The sequence below is a fragment of the Myxococcus sp. CA033 genome (assembly GCF_013336625.1).
Lineage (GTDB): Bacteria > Myxococcota > Myxococcia > Myxococcales > Myxococcaceae > Myxococcus > Myxococcus llanfairpwllgwyngyllgogerychwyrndrobwllllantysiliogogogochensis.
The window spans coordinates 948,234-967,472 of sequence record NZ_JABUMU010000001.1; the positions used below are offsets into that span (position 1 = coordinate 948,234).

General features: G+C 68.9%; 12 protein-coding genes. 3 read left to right on the plus strand and 9 right to left on the minus strand.

Features of this window, described 5'->3' with window-relative positions; all coding sequences use genetic code 11:
* Positions 1-6 precede the first annotated feature (6 nt).
* Both HUA78_RS03670 and HUA78_RS03675 read left to right on the plus strand, forming a co-directional pair.
* A complete protein-coding gene (locus tag HUA78_RS03670; RefSeq protein ID WP_371745486.1) occupies positions 7-1,791 on the plus strand; it encodes an FHA domain-containing protein in 1,785 nt (594 codons plus the stop codon).
* A gap of 103 nt (positions 1,792-1,894) precedes the next feature.
* Entirely contained in the window at positions 1,895-2,488 is a 594-nt protein-coding gene (locus HUA78_RS03675; protein WP_141648350.1) for a response regulator, read from the plus strand.
* A gap of 30 nt (positions 2,489-2,518) precedes the next feature.
* Here HUA78_RS03675 and HUA78_RS03680 read toward each other — a convergent pair whose 3' ends face one another.
* The 3 genes from HUA78_RS03680 to HUA78_RS03690 are packed head-to-tail and all read right to left on the minus strand — an operon-like array spanning position 2,519 to position 4,896.
* On the minus strand, positions 2,519-3,283 hold the full coding sequence (locus HUA78_RS03680) for an enoyl-CoA hydratase/isomerase family protein (RefSeq protein WP_174475849.1): 765 nt from the start codon (positions 3,281-3,283) through the stop codon (positions 2,519-2,521).
* Between the two features lie 5 nt (positions 3,284-3,288).
* Complete coding sequence (locus HUA78_RS46160; protein WP_141648351.1) at positions 3,289-3,501, minus strand: biotin/lipoyl-binding carrier protein; 213 nt, start codon at positions 3,499-3,501, stop codon at positions 3,289-3,291.
* Between the two features lie 42 nt (positions 3,502-3,543).
* A complete protein-coding gene (locus HUA78_RS03690) occupies positions 3,544-4,896 on the minus strand; it encodes an acetyl/propionyl/methylcrotonyl-CoA carboxylase subunit alpha (protein ID WP_141648352.1) in 1,353 nt (450 codons plus the stop codon).
* A gap of 141 nt (positions 4,897-5,037) precedes the next feature.
* Here HUA78_RS03690 and HUA78_RS03695 point away from each other — a divergent pair, with 141 nt between their 5' ends.
* Positions 5,038-5,421 carry a hypothetical protein gene (locus HUA78_RS03695; RefSeq protein ID WP_246137771.1) on the plus strand — a complete coding sequence of 128 codons (384 nt, stop codon included), beginning with the start codon at positions 5,038-5,040 and terminating at the stop codon, positions 5,419-5,421.
* 19 nt (positions 5,422-5,440) lie between these two features.
* Here HUA78_RS03695 and ftsZ read toward each other — a convergent pair whose 3' ends face one another.
* The 6 genes from ftsZ to murB all read right to left on the minus strand — a co-directional run bounded on the left by ftsZ (position 5,441) and on the right by murB (position 19,239).
* On the minus strand, positions 5,441-6,667 hold the full coding sequence (gene ftsZ / locus HUA78_RS03700) for a cell division protein FtsZ (RefSeq protein ID WP_141648353.1): 1,227 nt from the start codon (positions 6,665-6,667) through the stop codon (positions 5,441-5,443).
* Positions 6,668-7,109: 442 nt separating this feature from the next.
* Entirely contained in the window at positions 7,110-14,708 is a 7,599-nt protein-coding gene (locus HUA78_RS03705) for an Ig-like domain-containing protein (RefSeq protein WP_174475681.1), read from the minus strand.
* Between the two features lie 373 nt (positions 14,709-15,081).
* Positions 15,082-16,314, minus strand: a complete 1,233-nt coding sequence (gene ftsA / locus HUA78_RS03710; protein ID WP_141648320.1) for a cell division protein FtsA — start codon at positions 16,312-16,314, stop codon at positions 15,082-15,084.
* A 44-nt stretch (positions 16,315-16,358) separates the two neighbouring features.
* Positions 16,359-17,213, minus strand: a complete 855-nt coding sequence (locus tag HUA78_RS03715) for a cell division protein FtsQ/DivIB (RefSeq protein WP_174453140.1) — start codon at positions 17,211-17,213, stop codon at positions 16,359-16,361.
* Positions 17,214-17,350: 137 nt separating this feature from the next.
* Complete coding sequence (locus HUA78_RS03720; RefSeq protein WP_141648322.1) at positions 17,351-18,307, minus strand: D-alanine--D-alanine ligase; 957 nt, start codon at positions 18,305-18,307, stop codon at positions 17,351-17,353.
* Entirely contained in the window at positions 18,304-19,239 is a 936-nt protein-coding gene (gene murB, locus HUA78_RS03725; protein WP_174453139.1) for a UDP-N-acetylmuramate dehydrogenase, read from the minus strand. Before murB ends, HUA78_RS03720 begins: the two co-directional genes overlap by 4 nt.

A 19,239-nucleotide genomic window follows, 5' to 3' on the forward strand; every position in this document is an offset into this window, starting at 1 on the left:
GGACCCGTGCTGAAGCTCATCATCGAAGACGACGAGGGGCGCAAGACCGTTGTTCCCTTCGTGCGCGACGAGATCACCATCGGACGTCAGGAGGGAAACACCATCCGCCTGACCGAACGTAACGTGTCTCGTCGTCACGCACGACTGGTGCGGTTGAACGGCCATGTCGTGGTGGAGGATCTGGGTAGCTATAATGGCACCCGGATCAACGGAGAGCGCATCGCTGGTCAGTCGCCCCTCAGTGAGGGCGATCTGATCCAGATTGGCGACTACGACCTGGCACTCCAGGCCGAGGGCGCCGCGAATGCCGTTGGCCCCATCACCACCAAGGTACCCACACGCCGGCAGGAAGCCGAGCCCGAGGAGCCTGACCGCTCGGAGAGTGAGGAGGAGGCACCTGGAGACGGCGACGAGCACGACCACACGCCCCCATCCCAAGCCTCCGCGGACAAGCGGCGGAACTCGACCTCCATCATCCGGTTGGATCATGTCGAGGCCGACCGGCCCCGGAAGTTGGAGGACATCGATACAAAGGATGCGCCCCGGCTGGTGGTGCTGACCCCGGACGAGCTGCGGGGCCAGGAGTTCGCGTGCATCCGGACCGAGCTGCGCATCGGTCGCACGGACGACAACGACATCACGTTGGACCATCGTTCGCTGTCACGCACCCACGCCAAGCTGGTGCGCGAGGCGACGGGTGAGTGGCGCGTCATCGACATGCAGTCGGCGAACGGGATGACCGTCAACGGCGAGAGCTACGCCCAGGCCACCCTGAACAGCGGCGACATCGTCGAGCTGGGTCACGTGAAGCTGCGCTTCATGGGCGCGGGGGATGCCGGCGACGGCGAGGACGCTCCCGCCAGCGAAGGCGGCATGTCGAAGATGCCGCTGGTGGCCGGGCTCATCGCCCTGCTCCTGGGTGGTGGTGGCGTCGCGTTCTGGATGTCCAAGCAGGGCCAGGGCACGGGCAATCAGCCCATCCAGGACCCGGTGGTCGCTCAGCCGACCCAGCCCGTGGAGCCTCCGCCCGCCCCTCCCGTGAAGCCGCCCGAGGACACCCGGGTTCCGCCGACGGCGCAGACCGGGACGACGACTGCCCCACCGGAGACCCCGCCCGAGCCGGTGAAGCCGACGACCGAAGAGCTCATGGCCGCGGCGCTCAAGGCGTTCGAAGCCCTGGACTTCAAGGGCGCCCGGACCGAGCTGGAGAAGACCCGCGGCGCGGACGGAAAGTACCCCCGCGACGCGAAGAAGCTCCTGGACGACGTGGCGGTCGAAGAGGTCGTCGAGACCGAACTCAACAAGGCCAAGCAGGCGCTGGATGCGAACAGGCCCGATGAGGCGAAGGCGCCGCTCGAAGCCAGCGCGAAGACCAAGCTCTATACCGCGCGGTATACGTCGCTGAAGGCCCAGTACGATGCGAAGCTGAAGGAGCTCGAAGCGGCCAGGGCGAAGCCTCCTCCGGCGGCGGTGCCGGCCGCCGGGAAGGAAGAGCCCCCGCCTGTTGCCAACGCCGCGGACGAGCTCAACGAGAAGACCGCTCAGCTCGTGGCGCGCGCGGGTGCGCTCATCAAGAAGCAGAAGTACCGAGAGGCGCTCGTGGTCGCGGATCAATGCGCCAAGCTGGATGGGGAGAACGCCGACTGCCATCTCATGCTGGGAATCACCAAGGCCCGGCTCGACGAGATTGACGAGGGCGCGAAGCACTACCGGAAGTTCCTGCAACTCGCTCCGGCCGACCATCCCTATCGCAAGGGCGTCGAGTCACAACTGAAAGACTACGACGGCTGAAAGCTGTAAAACCAGGGAGGAGAACCATCCCCCATCGGCTGCACGTGCTCGCCCCCTCCCCGAGCCCCAGCTCGACGAAGTTCACCTGCAGCGAGGAGACGCTGTGCAGATTCGCATCCTGGTGGTTGATGACGAGCAGGACAACTGCGACTACCTCAAGCTGGTGCTGACCCGCGAAGGCTACGAGGTCGTGACCACGACGGACCCCACGCAGACAGTGGAGATCCTCCGAGGTTCCGACTTCCACCTCGTCATCCTCGACATGATGATGCCGCAGATGTCGGGGACCGAGGTGCTTGAGCTGATCCGCAAGTACGATACGGACGTTGCCGTCATCGTCGCCACCGCGTACCCCACGGTGGATACGGCGGTCGCTTCGCTCAAGGCCCAGGCTTCTGACTACGTCAAGAAGCCCATGGAGCCGGAGCAGTTCATCACCGCGGTCCGCAACGCCCTCCAGAAGAAGGGCTTGTCCCAGGACCCGGAGGCGGACCTGCACCGCGCCATCGGTCGCACCATCCGCGACGCGCGCAAGACGCAGGAGCTCACGCTCAAGCAGCTCGCGCGACGCACCGGCCTGTCCGTGTCACTGCTGTCCCAGATTGAACGCGCGGAGTCCTCCGCGTCCATCTCGTCGCTCTACAAGATTGCCTCGGCGCTGCAGCTGCGCATGGGCGAGCTGTTCGGCGACACCTGAAGCCCCGACACCGCCTCGCCGGCCGCGTGACTAGCGGCCGGTGAAGCGGGGCGGACGCTTCTCCAGGAAGGCCGCACGCCCTTCCTTCGCGTCCTCGCTACCAAACGCCGCCGCGCGAAGCGCTCTGAGCCTCGCCTGCTCCGCGTCACCCAGTGGCGCCCGCGACAGCAGCCCGAAGGACTCCTTCATCCCCGACACCGCGCCCGGTGCATGGCCCGCCAGCGTCGCGCACAGCGCGAAGGCCTGGGCCTCCGCGTCGCCCTCGCACGCGTCGAGCAGTCCCCAGTCCAGCGCCTCACGCGCATCCAGCTTCCGCGCCGTGAGGAAGAGCTGCTTCGCCCGGGACAGGCCCACCAGGCGCGTCGCCCGCGCCAGGCCCTCCGGCGAGTAGACGATGCCCAGCTTCGCCGGGGGCATGAGGAAGACGGTGTCCGGCGCGCCCACCCGGAAGTCGCACGAGGCCGCCAGGTCGAAGCCCGCGCCCACGGCCGCCCCCTGCACCAGCGCCACGCTGGGCACGGGGTGGTGCTCCAGCTTGAGCAGACACTCCACCAGCGCGTCATCCGGCAGGCGCCCGTCCGCACCCGGGGGCCCCAGGTGCGTCAAGTCGTAGCCCGCGCAGAAGGTACCGCCCGCGCCCCGCACCAGCAGCACCCGCACGTGTGGCGCGGGCTCCAGCGCCGCGTCCAACCGGGCCAGCATCGCGTCATTCAGCGCGTTGCGCCGGGCCGGGTTGGACAGCGTCAACACCCGAACGCCGCCCTCGCGGTCTTCCACCTCCACCGAGGGCTCCACCACGACTACCCGAGCACCACGAGGACATCACCCTCGTTGACGGACTGAGCCTCCTTGCACCGAATCTCCTTCACGGTGCCGGCCTCGGTCGTCTCCACCGGCATCTCCATCTTCATGGACTCGAGGATGACCAGCGTGTCGCCCTCTTTGACTTGCTGGCCGACCTGCACCTCGATCTTCCACACGGTGCCGGTGATATGCGCCGCAACGTCCGCCATAAGTCCGTTCCTCCAAAGGGGTGATGAAGCGGGAGCCTGCCACTACGCCGGCTTCGCGTGATGCTCCAGGAAATGCGTATCCAGCTCGCCGGCCTTGAAGGCCGCATCCTGAACGATTCGCAGGTGGAGCGGGATGTTCGTCTTGATGCCTTCGATGCGGAAGTCCTGCAGCGCCGTCACCGAGCGCTCAATCGCCTCCGCGCGCGTGGCGCCGGAGATGATGAGTTTGGCGATGAGCGGGTCGTAGTTCGGCGTGACGGTGTTGCCCTCGGCATAGCCCGCGTCCAGGCGCACGCCCTCGCCCGTGGGAGGCTGGAACACCTTCAGCGGCCCCGGTGACGGGAAGAACTTCACCGGGTCCTCCGCGTAGATGCGGAACTCCAGCGCCGCCCCGCGCCGCTTCACGTCCTCCTGCTTCACCGTGAGGTGCTCGCCCGCGGCGATGCGCAGCTGCCAGCCGATGAGGTCCAGCCCCGTGGTCAGCTCCGTCACCGGGTGCTCCACCTGGAGCCGCGCGTTCATCTCGATGAAGTAGACCTGTCCGTCCGAGTACAGGAACTCCACCGTGCCCGCGTTGGCGTAGCCGAACGTCTTGGCCGCTGTCACGGCCGCGGTGAAGAGCGTCTGGGCCAGCTCCGCGTTCTTCCCGTCCGCGAACAGCACGGACGGCGCCTCCTCCACCACCTTCTGGTGGCGCCGCTGGATGGAGCACTCGCGCTCCAGACAGTGGATGAGGTGGCCGTGGTGATCTCCCAGAATCTGCACCTCGATGTGGCGAGGCGCGGGGAAGTAGCGCTCCAGGTACACACCCTCACGGCCGAAGGCGGACTTCGCCCGGTCCGTGCACTGGCGGAACACCTTCTCCAACTCGGCGGGGTTGTTCGCCGCCGCCATGCCGATGCCGCCGCCGCCGCCCGCGGCCTTGCACAACACCGGGTAGCCGATGCGCTCGGCCTCGGCCAGCGCGGTGGCCACGTCCGGCACCAGACCCTCGCTGCCGGGCACCACGGGGACGCCCGCCGCGGACACCAGCTTGCGCGCCTGGCTCTTGTCCTTCATCCGCGCCATGGCCTCCGGCGGCGGACCCACGAAGATGAGTCCCGCGTCCTGGCACGCCTGGGCGAACTCTCCGTTTTCGGACAGAAACCCGTAGCCGGGGTGCACGGCCTGGGCGCCCGTCTTCTTCGCGGCCTCGAGAATCGCCGGGATGCTCAGGTAGCTGTCCTTCGCCGGAGCGGGGCCGATGCGCACGGCCTCGTCCGCTTCCTTCACGAACGGCAGCTCCGCGTCCGGGTCCGAGTACACGGCCACCGTCTTGAGCCCCATCTGCCGGGCCGCCGCGCCGATGCGACGGGCGATTTCTCCCCGGTTGGCGATGAGCAACTTCTGGAACATGGCGCGTGCCCTCGTGTGCGGAAGGGCGGCGAACCTAACCCCCGCCCCCCTCCCTGACAAGGGCGCGGGCAGGCGTGCAACAGGTCCCTACAGTCCAGTAAATTTGCGGCTCTACAAAGGCATGACGTACCTTGCCACACCGTGAAGCCCACCTCTTCCTCAGGCACCGGCGTTGGCGTGGTCGACCTCCATGGCGCTCGCCGCGCGCGTCGGTTGGACCTCTACCGGACCCGCCAGTCGGACCGCGTCCGCAGCGTCCGAGGCACGCTCGAAGCCCTCACGCAGAGCGGCACGCTCTTCACCCAGGAGGGTACGCGCCGAGGGCTGTCGCTCCTCAAGGCGCTCCAGTTGCTGCAGCGCGCCAGTGCCCGGCTGGAGGAGCTGGCCGGTGGCGGCGTGATTCCGGCGCCCCGCAAGCAGGAGCGCATCGACGCGCTGTATGAAGAGCTGGACACCCTCTTCACCCGCGCGGACAAGCTGGCCGGGCGTGACGAGGCGAGCGTGGCGCGGTTGCCCGCCCGCTGAGCCCCACGTCGCCTGACGGCTACGGCAGCTCGGTCTGCCCCTGGCGGCGCAGGAAGGTGGGGATGTCGAACTGGTCCTCGTCCAGGGGGAGCGCGGAGTCCTTCACCACGGCGGTCCGGTTGCTGACGGACTTGTTGTTGTCCACGGCCGCCAGCGGACGGGAAGCGCCGCTCTTGGCAGGCACCAGGCTGGCCACTTCCTCGCGCACGCTGTGGATGAGCACCGACTGCTGCGCGGGCCGCGCCAGGGGAACCTGGACCACCGGCGTCACCGTGCGCACCTTGGGCGCGTCGCGGTGGACGAAGCCGGTGGCGATGATGGTGATTTTCACCTCATCCTGAATCTGGTCGTCGATGAGCGAGCCGAAGATGATCTCCGCCTCGCTGTCCGCCGCGTCGTGGACCAGGGTCAACGCCTCGTTGACCTCCTGGAGCGTCATGTCCCGACCGCCGGTGATGTTGATGAGCAGGCCCGTGGCGCCGTCGATGGAGACGTCCTCCAGCAGCGGGCTGGAGATGGCCTGCTGCATGGCGGTGAGCGCGCGCTTGTCGCCGGACGAGTGCCCGGTGCCCATGAGCGCCAGGCCCTTGTCGCTCATGATGGTCTTCACGTCGGCGAAGTCGACGTTGATGTAGCCGTGGTACTGGATGAGGTCGCTGATGCCCTGCACGGCATTCAGCAGCACCTCATCGGCGCGCTTGAAGGTCTCCAGGAGCGGCATCGGCTCGTTGGAGAGCGACAGCAGGCGCTGGTTCGGAATGGTGATGAGCGTGTCCACCGCGGCCTTGAGCTCGACGATGCCCTGCTCGGCCTGCTTGCGGCGCTTGTTGCCCTCGAAGAGGAAGGGCTTGGTGACGACGCCCACCGTGAGGCAACCCAGGCTCTTGGCGATGTCGGCGATGATGGGCGCCGCGCCCGTGCCGGTGCCGCCGCCCATGCCCGCCGTGACGAAGACCATGTCGGCGCCCTCGAGCACCGCGGCAATCTGGTCTCGCGACTCCAGCGCGGCCTCGCGGCCCATCTCCGGGTTGGCGCCGGCGCCCAGGCCCTTGGTCAGCGTCTGGCCCAGCTGCAGCCGCGTGGGCGCCTTGCTGGCGGCCAACGCCTGGATATCCGTGTTGGCGGCGATGAAGTCCACGCGGTCCAGCTTGGACAGAATCATCGTGTTGACCGCGTTGCAGCCGGCCCCACCCGCCCCGACGACCCGAATCTTGGCGGCCTGCTTGTTCTGATCGAACTGGTCCATGGCGGTCCTTTCGGCAGGCGTCGCGCGATGCAGCGCGCAAGCCTCCAACCTCCGCAATCATCAGCAAGTCCGGATCTTTGGCAAGTATTCCGCTACGCACATGTAGCGGGATGGCGCGGCGCCGAGTCCTGACGCGGACTTACGCAGCGGCCCCGAAAGCAGGCAGCGCGGCGTGGCGGGTCCACTTCGCCCCTTGACTCGCGCTGGATGGAGCACCCTGGCAGGTCTCCCCGCATCGGCGCCACCCCTTTCCCCCCTGTTCCACGACACACGTGGAGGGTCTTCACGGAGCGTCACGCGCCCCCGACTCCGGGTGGTGGACGGACCTCCCCTAAAAAACCGAGGGTGGCCCCGGACGACTTGCCGGAACCACCCTCGCGTCAACGACTTTGGCTGTCAGCCCCGGGGCACCACGGTGGGCGCCCGGGGCGGCGCGACGACATCAGGGGGCCACGCGCTCCACTTCCACCTTGCCAATGCGGACGATGTTGAACTCCACGCGCCGGTTGTTCTCGCGGCCCTTCGCCGTCTTGTTGGTGTCGACGGGCTTCGTCTCACCGTAGCCCTGCGACTCCAGGCGGGCGGCGTCGATGCCCTCCTTCACCAGGAAGGCACGCACGTTGGCGGCGCGGCGCTTGGACAGGTCCAGGTTGGACGCGTCGTTGCCCTGGTCATCCGTGTGCCCCTCCACCCGCAGCAGCTCCACCTGCGGGTTGGCGCGCAGCACCGCGGCCACCTGCTTCAGCAGCGGGAAGGAGCGCGGGAGGATGATGTCCTTGCCCGTGGCGAAGTAGACCTTCTCCAGGATGAGGATGCGCTCGCCATCCACCTGGACCTTCACCTTGCCCTTGTCGGGGCAGCCGTCCTCGTCCGCCACGCCGTTGATGACCTCGGGCTCGTTGGGGCACTTGTCCGCGACGTCCGGGATGCCGTCCTTGTCGTTGTCCGGGTCCGGGCAGCCGTCCCCATCCTGGAAGCCGTCCTTGTCCTCGGGCTGGTTCGGGCACTTGTCATCCGGGTCGAAGAGGCCATCGCCATCCGTGTCCACGGGCGGAGCCTCGTCGGGGCAGCCGTCCTCGTCCTGGAAGCCGTTCTTCGTCTCCGGCTCGTTCACGCACTTGTCGTCGCCATCGAGGATGCCGTCCTGGTCATTGTCCGGGTCCGGGCAGCCATCCGCGTCCTCGAAGCCGTCCTTGTCCTCGGGCTGCGTGGGGCACTTGTCGTCCGGGTCGTAGAGGCCGTCGCCGTCCGTGTCCACCGGCGGAGGAGGCGCCGCCTTCTTCGGCTCGGGCGGAGGGCTGTAGCCGAAGCCCGCCAGCAGCCGGTAGCCCGGCGTGCCGTAGCCCCGGGTGAGGCCCGGTCCACCGCCCAGGTGCGCCGTGAAACCGCTCACCGCGCGGTACTTCAGCGCGGCCAGCAGCTCCAGCGGGCTCTCCTCCGTGTCCTGCTCGTCCAGGCCGATGGCGCCAATCACCGTCGCCTCGGCGGACAGCGGCAGGCGGCCCAGCGTGAAGGGAATCTCCGTGCCCAGGCCGTAGGTGAACGCATTGCCCGCCGTCAGGTTGCGCAGCACCTGCTTCTCGCGGATGTCCACACCGACGTTGGCGGCGAAGCGGACCTTCTCGCCGTACTCGGCCACCAGCTTCGGCTGCACGCTCACCCCGGAACCGCCGAGGAAGTCGTTGCCACCCGCCGTGGGAAGCGACACCGGCACCGCCAGCGCGAGGCCGAAGCGCTCCCCATCAATCAGGCGCGCCTTCGGCACCAGTCGCAGGTCGCCGATACCACCGCCACCCACGCCCTGTGAGAAGGACGCGTCCACCTGCGGCGCCGGGTCCGAGCCCTGAATTGTCACGGGCAGAATCACGCCGATTTCGAAGCGGTCGAACAGACCCACCGCGCCCATCAGGTCGATTCCCAGCTGACGGCTCACCAGCGCGGTGATGAACCGGTCCGAGCGAGGGTCCAGGAAGTTGAGCGGCTTGCTCCCGTAGTTGAGCGACAGGCCGAGGTTCAACCCCAGGTGGCGCTGCACGCGGGCGCTGTGGATGCCGAGGATGTCCTCGGCGCCCGGGCCCGGCTTGAAGCGCTGCACGTCGATGGACTGCGACACGGGGCCCGGCGTCGTCACCTGCGCATGGGCAGGCTGGGCCGCGAGCGTGCCCGCGAGGACCAGGCCTCCGGTGACGGCCGCCGCCACGCCCCGCGACGAGCGCCCCGCCACGCGGCGGAGGCGACCGAACAGGGGCAGTGCCAGGAACAGCAGCGCCAGCGGAACGAAGGTGCCCGCCCCTCCCGTGCTGCAGCCACGGCCCACGACGACGAAGTCGTCATCGCCGTTCAGCGGGTTGGAGCCCCCGTTGACCTCGTCACCGTCGCTCGCACCACCAGCGTCGGTGTCGCGGTTGTTCGGGTCCGTCTCGCCGTTGTCGAAGCCACCGTTGTGGTTGGCGTCCTCGCGGCCGTCGTTCAGGCCGTCACCGTCCGTGTCCGGGTTGAGGGGGTTCGTCGCATTGGTACCCGTGACTTCCACGCCGTCGTTCAGGTCGTCGTCGTCCGTGTCGGCGTCGTTCGGGTCCGTCTCCGTGGCGTCCACGCGGCCGTTGTGGTCCGCGTCCTCCCGGCCGTCGTTCAGACCATCACCATCCGTGTCCGGATTCGTCGGGTCGGTGGTGGTGGTGGGGTCCAGGTCCGGCTCGAAGTTCGGCGAGTCGACGTTGGTGCCCGGAGGCGCCGTCTCCCGCGTCACGCCGCTCTCCGTGCCGTCGTTGATGCCGTCGTTGTCGCTGTCCGGATCCAACGCGTCGATGGTGCCGTCCCCATCCGTGTCGGTGAGGGCCTCATCGCCGTCCGGCACGCCGTCGTCGTCCGTGTCCGCGTCATGCGGATCCATGCCGAGCTCGATTTCGCGCTCGTCGCTCACGCCGTCCAGGTCGGAGTCCACATCGTCGGCGGCCAGGTTCGGGTCCGTCTCGCCCGGGTCGATGCGGCCGTTGTGGTTCGCGTCCTCCACGCCGTCACGCACGCTGCCACCGTCCGTGTCCGGGTTGAGGGGGTTGGTGACGGTGGTCGGGTCCGCATCGGGGATGAAGACCGTCGCGTCGGTGTCCGAGCCCTCGGGCACGGTCTGGCCCAGCTCCGTGCCGTCCTGGATGCCGTCGCCGTCCGTGTCCGCCTCGTTCGGGTCGGTCTCGTCCGCGTCGACGATGCCGTCGTGGTCCTTGTCCTCGGTGCCGTCCATCAGACCGTCGTCATCCGAGTCGTCGTCGAGAGGATCCGTCCCGCCGACTTCCACCTCGATGCCGTCCGACACGCCATCGCCGTCCGTGTCCGGGTTGTTCGGGTCCGTGCCGATGGCAATCTCCTCCGTGTCCGTCAGGCCGTCGCCGTCCGTGTCCAGGCCAATGGACCAGATGAAGTGGGCGGGCGTGGGGTCCACGTCGCCGTCCGCGTCCACCGCGCGCACCTGGAAGGTGTGCGTTCCCTCGGGCAGGCCCGTGAAGTTGATGGGGCTGGTGCAGGGGGTGAAGGCCGCGCCGTCGAGCGAGCACTCGAAGGTGTCACGCGGGTCTCCCGTGACGGAGTTGAAGCTGAACTCCGCGTCGGTGCTGGCGGTGTTCACGGGCGGGCTCGCGGTGATGCGCGTGTCCGGCACGGAGTTCACCGTGAAGGTGTTCGTGTCCGTGGCGGTGTTGCCATTCACATCCTCCGCCGTGGCCGTCACCGAGTGCGGCCCGTCGACCAGCGGCGTGGCCACCGGCACCGACCAGCTGCCGTCGACGCCCGCCGTCGCCGTACCCACCGTGGTGCCGTCCACCACCACCGTCACCGTGGCGCCCGGCTCCGCCGTACCCGAGTACGTCACCACCGGGTTGGTCACCGTGGAGCCCTCCGCCGGCGTGGTGATGCTCACCGACGTCGTGGCGTCCACCGTGAAGGCGTTGGTGTCCGTCGCGGTGTTGCCCTGGGCGTCTTCCGCCGAGGCCGTCACCGAGTGCGCTCCATCCGCCAGCTCCGCCGCCACCGGCACGGACCAGCTGCCGTTCGCCGCCGCCGTCACCGTGCCCACCACCGTGCCGTCCACCGTGACAGTCACCGTGGCGCCCGGCTCCGCGGTCCCCACGTACGTCACCACTCCGTCGGTCAGCACCGCGCCCTCGGCGGGAGTGGTGATGCTCACCGTCGTGGCCGTGTCCACCGTGAAGGTGTTCGTGTCCGTCGCGGTGTTGCCGTCGCCGTCCTCGGCGGTGGCCACCACCGTGTGCGAGCCGTCCGTCAGCGTCGTGGCCACCGGCACCGACCAGCTGCCATCGACACCCGCCGTCACCGTGCCCACCACCGTGCCGTCCACCGTGACAGTCACCGTGGCGCCCGCTTCGGCCGTACCCGAGTACGTCACCACGGGGTTGCCGACCGTCGAGCCGTCCGCCGGCGTGGCGATGTTCACGTTCGTCGACGTGTTCACCGTGAAGTTGTTCGTGTCCGTGGCGGTGTTGCCGAATGCGTCCTCGGCCGTGGCCGTCACCGTGTGGGGACCTTCGCCCAGCGACGAGTTGCCCGGCACCGACCAACTGCCGTTCGCCGCCGCCGTCACCGTGCCCACCACCGTGCCGTCCACGGTGACAGTCACCGTGGCGCCCGGCTCCGCGGTACCCGAGTACGTCACCATCGGGTCGCTGATGGTCGAACCATCCGCAGGCGTGGTGATGCTCACGTTCGTCGACGTGTCCACCGTGAAGGTGTTCGTGTCCGTCGCGGTGTTGCCGTTCGCGTCCTCGGCCGTGGCCGTCACCGTGTGAGGACCTTCACCCAGCGACGAGTTGCCCGGCACCGACCAGCTGCCGTTCGCCGCCGCCGTCGTCGTGCCCACCACCGTACCATCCACTTCCACCGTCACCGTGGCGCCCGGCTCCGCGGTACCCGAGTACGTCACCATCGGGTCGCTGATGGTCGAGCCATCCGCGGGCGTGGTGATGCTCACGTTCGTCGACGCGTCCACCGTGAAGGTGTTCGTGTCCGTCGCGGTGTTGCCGCTCGCGTCCTCGGCCGTGGCCGTCACCGAGTGAGGACCGTCGCCCAGCGACGAGTTGCCCGGCACCGACCAGGTGCCATTCGCCGCCGCCGTCGTCGTGCCCACCGTATTGCCGTCCACCACCACCGTCACGGTGGCTCCCGGCTCCGCGGTGCCCGAGTACGTCACCGCGCCGTCGTCCAGCACCGCGCCTTCCGCCGGCGTGGTGATGCTCACGTTCGTCGTCGCATCCACCGTGAAGGCGTTGGTGTCCGTCGCGGTGTGGTTCAGCGCATCCGTCGCCGTCGCCGTCACCGAGTGCGGCCCATCCGCCAGCGGCGTCGCCACCGGCACCGACCAGATTCCGTTCGCCGGCACCGTCACCGTGCCCACCGTGGCGCCGTCGACACGCACCACCACCGTGGCGCCCGGCTCACCCGTGCCCGAGTACGTCACCACTCCGTTGGTCAGCACCGCACCCTCGGCCGGCGTCGTCACGCTCACGAACGTGCCCGTGTCCACCGTGAAAGTGTTGGTGTCCGTCGCGGTGTGGTTCAGCGCATCCGTCGCCGTCGCCGTCACCGAGTGCGCGCCGTCCGCCAGCGCCGCGGCCACCGGCACCGACCAGGTGCCATTCGCCGCCGCCGTCACCGTGCCCACCGTATTCCCGTCGACAGTCACCACCACCGTGGAGCCCGGCTCCGCGGTACCCGAGTACGTCACCACGCCGTTGGTCAGCACCGCGCCCTCGGCCGGCGTCGTCACGCTCACGAACGTGCCCGTGTCCACCGTGAAGGTGTTCGTGTCCGTCGCGGTGTGGTTCGAGGCATCCGTCGCCGTCGCCGTCACCGAGTGCGGCCCATCCGCCAGCGGCGTCGCCACCGGCACCGACCAGGTGCCGTTCGCCGCCGCCGTCACCGTGCCCACCGTGGTGCCATCCACCACCACCGCCACCGAGGCGCCGGGCTCCGCAGTTCCCGAGTACGTCACCACACCGTTGGTCAGCACCGCACCCTCGGCCGGCGTCGTGACACTCACCGACGTCGCCGTGTCCACCGTGAAGGTGGACGTCGTGGCCGTGCTCGTACGGGTCGCATCCTGGGACACGACCGAGATGTTGTAGACGCCGTCCGTCACCGCGACGGGAATCGGGAACGTCCAGTTACCGCCGGTCACGGCGATGGCCGGGTACGTCACGCCATTGAGCGTGAGCACCACGGACGTGGCACCGCCCGACGCCGTGCCAGTGATTTGCGTTGGCGCGGTCGTGAGCACCGCGTTGTTCGCCGGAGTGACGACGACCGGCGGAGGCAGCGCGTTCTGCACCGTGAAGGTGTTGGTGTTGCTGACCATGCTCGAGGCGCCGTTCAGCACGGACACGGCATTCACCGTGTGCACGCCCGTCGTCAGGTCCACGACCGGCGTGTACGTGAAGTTGCCCGCGGCATCCGCCGTGACGGTGGCCAGCACCACGCCGTCCACGGAGATGACGACCGAGGAGTTCGGGGTCGCAGTGCCAGTGATGGGAGGACGCACGCCCGTGGTGGAGCCGTTGGCGGGCGTCACGACCACCGGGGCCGACGGCGTCACGAAGGGGCCCGCCAGGGTGGTGATGACACCGGGACTGCCCGCGATGGCGCCGTAGGTGAGGCCATCCGGAGCGCCCGCCGTGGGCTGCGTGCCCGGGATACCGCCCGCGACGGAGGGGGAGCAATTCATCGTGCCGCCCTGGAGCAGGATGTGACCACCACCACCGCCGCCGCCCGTGCCGTGCTCAGGGAAGACCGTGCTGCCGCCGTTACCGCCGCGCGCCAACACCAGGTTGTTGCCGCAGGTCAACGCACCCGTGACGCGCAGATAAATCGTTCCACCTGAGCCACCTCCACCCGCCGCGTCGTTGGCATCCTCGCGAGCGTTTTCACCCGCCACGCCATTGGAGGAAATCGTCCCCGCGCCAGCCAGCGAAGCCGCGCGAATGAACACGATGCCGCCCGCCGCGCTGCCGCCGCCGCCAAAGTCGTCGTTGCTATGACCCGCACCGCCACCACCACCGAAGAGCAGATGGTCCACCGCGCTGAAGTCCATGCGCGTGCCGCCCAGACCGCCCACGTCACGAGAGGGAGCAGGAGCGCCAGTCGTGGCATGAGTATCGCCACTCCATGTGCGGCCGCCCTTGCCACCCGCCCCCGCGCTGCCACCACCGCCGCCACCCGAGTTGTGGCAGATACCGCCGCCCGCGCCGTTCGCGATGTTGCCGTAGCCCGTCGTTCCCGCCGCGAAGGGGTCCGTGTTGTCGTAGCTCCCCAGCGCCACGCCCTCGCCCTTCGGCGCGCCGCCCGGATAGGCCTGGTTGATGCCGGTGCAGCCATCTCCGGCACCATTCCAGAAGATGCCGCCGCGGAAGCCCGCGTTGGTCGCGGAGATGGAGCCCGCGTTGTTCACCGCGCCCGTGGCCAGGAAGATGAGCACGCCACCCGTGGTGCCATCCCACGGCCTGGCGACGAGGCTTCCCGCCGCGTTGACGGTCACCGTGGAGTACTCGGGAACGCGGATGGCCTGCGTCCCGGTGTTGGCCGCGAAGGCCACCGTGAGCGGCGCGGTGAAGGTGAGGCGCGTCGCCGTCAGCGCCTGCACGCGCCCGAACTGCCACCGGCCCACCGCCACGTTGGCGGGAGCGTTCAGGTCGATGGGCGTCTGGCTGCCCGACGTCGGGGCCGTGAGGCCCGCTGCCTGGAACACCAGCACCAGGTCATTCACCGCGAAGCCCGTCGTCGAGGTGACCGTGACGAAGCTCTGGCCGGCCGGAACCGCCGCCGTCACCCGCGTATAGGTGTTGACGACGGTGCCCGGCGCGTTGACGGTGAGCGCGCCGTCCGAGCCATCGCCCAGGTGGAAGGTGTCAGCGGACGCGTAGGCGGAAGGGGCCACCAGCGCGGCACACAGGAGTGCCAGCAGGCCGACGGCGGGCAAGCGAGCACGTACGCGCCGCGACTCGACCAGCGAAGTAGGAGTTTGTGGGTTCGGTTTCATAGGCCTGGGCCGCGCGGAGTGAAGTGGGGCCCGGGCGGCATCGACGGCACATAGCAATCCAGGAGCCACCCTCCGTCCACTTCTGGTCCTACCCCGGCCCAGGGGGGTTCTCCCTCCCGTCCCCTCTGAGACGAAGCAGCGGATCCGAATCACGGATCCGGATTCTGGAAACCGGACCGGATGACCCACCCCACTGGGGCCTTGCGGGCCCGCATTGACTCGTCAACCCAGGGCCTCGGGTCCTCGTTGACGCGTCAGCCCAGACCGTGGCGTCCGAGCCGGTTCGTGACGCGCCCCGTCGAAAAAGCAAAAGGGGCCCTCCTTCCGGAGAGCCCCTTCGCGTGGCGCCAGGATGCGGACGCGTCCCGAGGCGCTAGAAGATTTCCTCGAGCCACTCGCGCATGCGGCCCTTCACCTTCTTGTACACGTTCTCTTCGCGGATGCGGAACATGCGCCGGTCCAGGTGCTTGGCGCCGTACACGACGAGGCCCACGCCCGTCGCGTACATGGGGCTCTTCACCACGTCCACCAACCCGCCGATGCCGCGCGGCATGCCCCGACGCACCGGCAGCCCGAGCACTTCCTCGGCCAGCTCCGGCATGCCCGCCAGCAGCGTGGAGCCACCGGTAATCACCACGCCCGAGGCCAGCAGGTCCTCGTAGCCGCACTTCTGAATCTCACGGTGCACGAGCTGGAAGATCTCCTCCACGCGCGGCTCCAGGATTTCGCACAGAATCTGCCGCCCGAGGACGCGGGGCTGGCGGCCGCCCACGCTCGGCACCTCCAGCGTGTCGTCCTTGTTGATGAGCGACGCCAGCGCGCAGCCGTACTTCTGCTTGATGCGCTCGGCCTCGTGAGCCGGCGTGCGCAGGCCGATGGCGATATCGCTGGTGAGGTTGTTGCCGCCCAGCGCAATCACCGCCGTGTGGACGATGGAGCCGCCAGAGAAGATGGCGATGTCCGTGGTGCCGCCGCCGATGTCGACGAGGCACACGCCCAGCTCCTTCTCGTCCTCGCCCAGCACCGCCTCGGCGCTCGCCAGCGGCTGCAGGACGATGTCGGAGACATTCAGGCCCGTCCGGTTCGCGCACTTGACGATGTTCTGCGCGCTGGAGACGGCGCCCGTGACGATGTGCACCTTGGCCTCCAGGCGCACGCCCGCCATGCCCAGGGGCTCCTTGATGCCGCCCTGGTCATCGATGATGAACTCCTGGGGCAGGACGTGGATGACTTCCCGGTCCAGGGGGATGGCCACCGCCTTCGCCGCGTCGATGACGCGCGCGATGTCCGCCTCGCGGACCTCCTTGTCCTTGACCGCCACGATGCCCTGGGAATTGAAACCCTTGATGTGGCCACCGGCGATGCCCGTGTAGACGTGGGAAATCTCCGCGCCCGCCATCAGCTCCGCCTCTTCAATCGCGCGGCGGATGGAGGAGACGGTCGCCTCGATGTTGACCACCACGCCCTTGCGCAACCCCTTCGACGGATGCGTCCCGATACCGATGATGTCGATACCGCTGTCGGTCAGCTCCCCGACGATGGCGCAAATCTTCGTCGTGCCGATGTCGAGGCCGACAATAATCTCCCCCGACTTCTGCTTCGCCATGACAACCCTCCCAGGCCCCCCACTCTCGTGAAAGGGGCGTCCTCTTACTGCCTCGCGCTCCCGTTCCTCTCGGACACGGGGCTCGAAAGCTTCACCGCCACCCAACCGGGCCGGGCCCGGTTATCCAGGTGAATGATCTCCGCTGCAAGCCCCCTGGCGCCCAGTTCGCGCCGGACACGGCCCAACCGCTGCAGCTTGACCTCGGAATTCCCTTCGCCTAGGCGCACTTCCTGCCCGGAAGCGGCCACCAGCGTCACCTCCCGCCCCTCCATCCGCACCTCGGACAGCCGCTCCGGCTTGCCCGGCGATTCCTTCGCGTACGCCCGCGCCACCTCGAGCGCCGCCTGGAACCGCTGGCGCGCCACGGCGGGGTCCGTCACGTAGCCCTCGCGGTCCACCCCGGTGACGAGCGGCAAATCCAGCCCGTCCCCCGGCGTCACCCGCTTGAAGGGCTCGCCCTCTTCGTCCAGCACGTACAGCTCCCCCATCACCGCCAACGCCTCCGGGACGTGCTCGGACACCTCCACGGAGACGCGGTTCGGGAAGCGCCGCGTCACGTCCACCTTCTTCACCCACGGGTGCTGAAGCATGGCCCGCTCCAGCCCCCCTACATCCAACGCCCAGAGGTTCTGACCCTTCGTCAAAGCCGCCAGGCGCAGCAGCTCCACGCGCGACGCGCGCTGCAGGCCGGTGAAGGACACCGCCGCCAGTTCGAACCGGGGCGACACCAGCGCCCACCGGCGCAGCTCCACCCCACCCCACACCAGCAGCCCCGTCACCAGCGTCAGCGCCACCACCTTCACCACGCCCGGCCCCTGCGAGCGCACCACGCTCTTCACGGCCTCATTTCGCTGGGCAGTGTCTTGACGGCGGCGGTTTTTGCTTCGACCGAAGGCCATGGTGGGAACGCTGGGACCCATGCTGCGCGCGGATGGATCTCCACGCCAGTTTTTGGCTACAGCGACGTCGCTGTAGCGCCCCGGCCCCACGAGAGGCCAGGACTTCGAGGGGGGACTTGACGAGGGGGAAGGCCGTCTCAGGCCTTGAGACATGCGCCTTGCAACAGGCGCTCGCACAGGGCTGGGAAGTCGATACCACGTCCTGCGGCAATCTTGGGCAGGAGGCTGGTGGCCGTCATGCCTGGCAGCGTGTTTGTTTCCAGCAGGAACACATCGCCTCCGTCGGTGACGATGACGTCCGAGCGCGAAGCCCCCGCACAGCCCAGGGCCCGGTGCGCGCCCAGGCACACCTCGTTGACCCGTGCATACTGATCCGGAGGCAGGGGTGCGGGGAAGAGGTACTGCGTTCCCGTGCCCGCCTTGTACTTGGCATCGTAGTCGTAGAACTCGCGGGCGGCGCGGACCTCGATGACGCCCAGGGCCTCATCGTCCAACACTCCACCCTGCACTTCACGTCCCTTGACGAACTGCTCCACCAGGAGGGTGCCCGCATACTTCGCGGCGTCCTTCACGGCGGCGTCGTAGTCCGCGCGCGCCTTGCAGATGTGCACCCCCACGCTGCTGCCCTCGCGGCTGGGCTTCACCACCACCGGGAAGTCGAACCCCAGCGAGTCCCCCGCCGCCAGCGCGGACGCCTCGTCGGCGAAGGCGCGGTATGCGGGCGTGGGGATGCCCTGGGCGATGAAGACGAGCTTGGCGTAGACCTTGTCCATGGCCATCGCCGACGCGAGCACGCCGCTGCCGGTGTACGGGATGAACATGGACTCCAGCAGGCCCTGGAGGCTGCCGTCCTCGCCGTAGCGGCCATGCACCGCCAACCATGCCACGTCCACCTTCTCCGCGATGAGGCGCGCGGGCAGGTCCTTGCCCACGTCGATGTCCACCACGTCGTAGCCCAGGGAGCGCAGCGCGCCGGCCACAGCGGCGCCGGTGCGCAAGGACACCTCGCGCTCGGACGACAGGCCGCCGTACAGCACGCCCACGCGCTTGTTCTTGAGTTCGTCCTTCGAGAAGGCGCCGCGATTCGCTGTCATGGCAGGAACTCTCCCACGCGTTTGACTTCGGGTTTCATGTCGACACCGGAATGCTCTTGCACACGCGTCCGCATCAGCGTGATGAGCCCCAGCACGTCCCGGGCGGTCGCCCCGCCCAGGTTGACAATCCAGTTGGCGTGCAGCGTCGAAATCTGTGCCCGCCCCAGCGTGTGCCCCTTGAGGCCCACGAGCTCAATCAACCGCCCGGCATGGTCTCCGGGGGGATTGGTGAAGACGCTGCCAAAGTTGGGCTGGCTCAACGGCTGCGTCCGCTTGCGGTAGCCCAGGTCCGCGTCCATGGCGACCTTGGAGGCGGCGACGTCGCCCTTGGGCAGCCGGAAGCGCACCCGCGTCACCACGCCCCCGGGCGGAAGCTCCGAGTGCCGGTACGCATGCGGCACCTGCGCCTTCGTCAGCCACCCCACCCCGTCAGGCGTGGCGACCTCCACCGCCTCGATGACGCGAAACGCCTCGCCATTCTTGGTGCCCGCGTTCATCGACACCGCGCCGCCGAGCGTCCCGGGGATGCCCGCGAGGAACTCCGCGCCCACCAGTCCCTGGCCGCGCATCACGTTGACGAGCTTCACGATGGCCGCGCCCGCGCCCAGGGTGATGAGCCCGTCCTCCGGCCCCACCTCGATGAGCTCGGGGAACAGGTCCCCCGGCAGCTTCACCGTGACACCAGGCACGCCGCCGTCACCCACCAGCGTGTTGGCGCCGCCCCCGAGGATGGCCACGGGCGCGCCCTCGTCCCGCGCGAGCTTCAGCACGGCGACGAGCGCATCGGGCGAGCGCGGACGCACCAGCGCCTCCGCCGCGCCGCCCACCCGGACGCTGATGAGCGGAGCCAGCGGCTCGCCGGCCTTCACTTCGCAATCCGGCAGTCGCTCCACGCGAGCCGCCAGCGCCGTCTTCACGCCCGCTTCCACCAT